The sequence below is a fragment of the Holdemanella porci genome (assembly GCF_019052655.1).
Lineage (GTDB): Bacteria > Bacillota_I > Bacilli_A > Erysipelotrichales > Erysipelotrichaceae > Holdemanella > Holdemanella hominis.
On record NZ_JAHQVB010000116.1, the window covers coordinates 1 to 2366 of the forward strand.

The 2366-nt window shown below is 30.4% G+C and carries 3 protein-coding genes; all 3 read right to left on the minus strand.

Annotated elements, in window-relative coordinates; genetic code table 11:
* Positions 1-158: 158 nt before the first annotated feature.
* The 3 genes from KTQ83_RS11610 to KTQ83_RS11620 all read right to left on the minus strand — a co-directional run bounded on the left by KTQ83_RS11610 (position 159) and on the right by KTQ83_RS11620 (position 2012).
* Positions 159-965 (minus strand): ElyC/SanA/YdcF family protein, encoded by an 807-nt coding sequence (locus tag KTQ83_RS11610; protein ID WP_217256918.1) that lies wholly within the window; start codon positions 963-965, stop codon positions 159-161.
* 44 nt (positions 966-1009) lie between these two features.
* Positions 1010-1633: a helix-turn-helix domain-containing protein gene (locus tag KTQ83_RS11615; protein WP_186999427.1), complete on the minus strand. Its 624-nt coding sequence runs from the start codon at positions 1631-1633 to the stop codon at positions 1010-1012.
* A gap of 181 nt (positions 1634-1814) precedes the next feature.
* On the minus strand, positions 1815-2012 hold the full coding sequence (locus KTQ83_RS11620; protein ID WP_217256919.1) for a hypothetical protein: 198 nt from the start codon (positions 2010-2012) through the stop codon (positions 1815-1817).
* Between the last annotated feature and the right edge of the window lie 354 nt (positions 2013-2366).

Genomic DNA, 2366 nt, shown 5'->3' on the forward strand with positions numbered 1-2366 from the left:
GTGATTATTTTGTATAACATTTTTTTGATACCACCCGCATAGCAGGTGGTTTTGTTGTTTCGTACTTCGTACTCAACCGGCTAAAGCCAAAAGCATAAAAAAAAAGAATTCGACTAAACGAATTCTTAGCTTCTTTACCCACTTTTCAAATAATACTGTTAACTATTTTTATTCATATTTGTAGCATACAATGGATTGGCTGCTCTTATTTCACTTCCAAAAACCATCTTCAATTCTTCAAAAGCTATTTTCACATTTTCGGGAATATCCACATGCGCAATATAATTATTTCCATTCGGACCATAGCCATTCGCATCATCTGAAAGTCTAGGAATTTCTCCCATCAACAAGTTGACATATCTATTAATTGGCCACATACCATGTAAATCTTCTTCATAAACCAATTCATCATTCTGGTTCAATACTTTAGCACAATAAGTAGCATAATTGATGATTGTCACATTATCATTAATATATTTTTTTAAACCTGCCGCCATACGCCTTTGCATAGAAGCATCCTGACTTAGAATGATACTATTAAAAGAAATATTGTTTTCTTTCAATAAATCCAAAAGATACGTTATATTATTCCCACAATTTGTAGACTTTGTTTCAAGATAATCTGCCTTACATCCATATACATGTTTAATATACTTTTGAAATATTTCTGCTTCTGATAAATCTGTTGTCTCAATATCCGGATATTCTAAATGAACAACCTGACGTAGTGTATCTGTTGTATGTCCTGCTCCACCAACAATAATATATTTTTTCGCAACGAAGTTTTTAATTCCACTAGCTAAAACATCGCCACCTTCAAGAATACTTCCACCAAATAAAACCATAACATCTACCTGATGAATTCCATATCGTTTAAATAATTCTTCTTGATTTAACGCATCAATATCTCTTGTTCCCAAAAACTTTGCGAGTATATTTATATTTTCTGCAACTTTAGAATCCATACCTAAACTTCCTTTCAAAACTTTATACAATGACAAACTTGAATTTAAATAAGAAATTTATTTTGCTTCTTTAGGTAAGCATAGCTTACCATTATAACTATAAGATAGACCAACAAAAATACAAAACTATGAAATATTCCTATTGGATAAGGTGAAATACCTCCTCCTACTTTAAAAATTAACTCAGATATATAACTCGTAATCATAGATATTGGTATAAAAGCAATTATAATTGTATTTAACCATTTCACATAAAAAGATGAATTTTCTTTTGATATTACTTTTGCAAGAAAATATTCAAAAACACCGACCACTTGAATAATCATTGATCCATAAATAGAAGACATTGTTTGCTTTTCATACCACTCACCGATTGCACATAACAATCCAATTACAATCAATGCTGTAGATGCAATATAGAACACTTTTCCTACAATTTCTTTACTTTTTTCTTCTTTATTTTCGACTATTTCAATACCTTTTAAGATATAATCTGTAGTAACATTAAAATAATCACTCATTATAATTATTTTTTCCACATCGGGCATGCTCTGCTCACTTTCCCATTTGGACACAGCTTGCCTTGAAACCCCAACCTTATCTGCAAGTTCCTCTTGCGATATTCCTTTAGATTTTCTTAAATATAAGATTCTATCTGCGAAGTTCATTTGACAACACTCCTTTCTTTTATGAAGTAATTTTAGCAATAGTACCAGTTGCATATCCACCATCTATGTAAGGAAATGTGTCAACCTGCAGTTGCAACGCTGTTTTCCATTAATAACAATAAATTACTCCCGTAAAAAATATATAACCTTTTCGTCTTATAAACCTGAAAGTTTTCGTAGCTTACTTTGTACTGTTAAATACTATAAATTTATCCCACAATTCATCATAATTATCAAACTCATAAAATGTATCTCCAATTTTAAAATATCCCCCCGGAATAATTGTCAGGGTTTCATCGATTACAAAATAAATTGTATAATAAGAAACAGCTCTATTTGATGATGCTTTGTTTTCATCTACTTTGCCACCAGGCTCCACTTGATTTTATAAATCTATAAACTCAACAATTTGATTATCTGAAAAGAATACGAATAATCACCGTCTATCCCACCTGTAGTTCCTATATGTTCAATTTTTTGTTTCTGACACAGCAATGTTTTCTAAATTAATATTCAGATCTCATTTTTCCGCATCCGAGTAATGTATTTGTTAGAAAAATAGGTATGAGCAAAACTATTCCAATTTTTTTATTCATATATTCCTCCATTTACATTTTAGTTTGACAACTTCTGATTTATCTATTGCATTACGTTGATTACTTTACAGTGAAAGGTGTACATTCAATGTGGTTATATTCCATCACATCATTTGCTTTTTTCATTCCTAATTTTT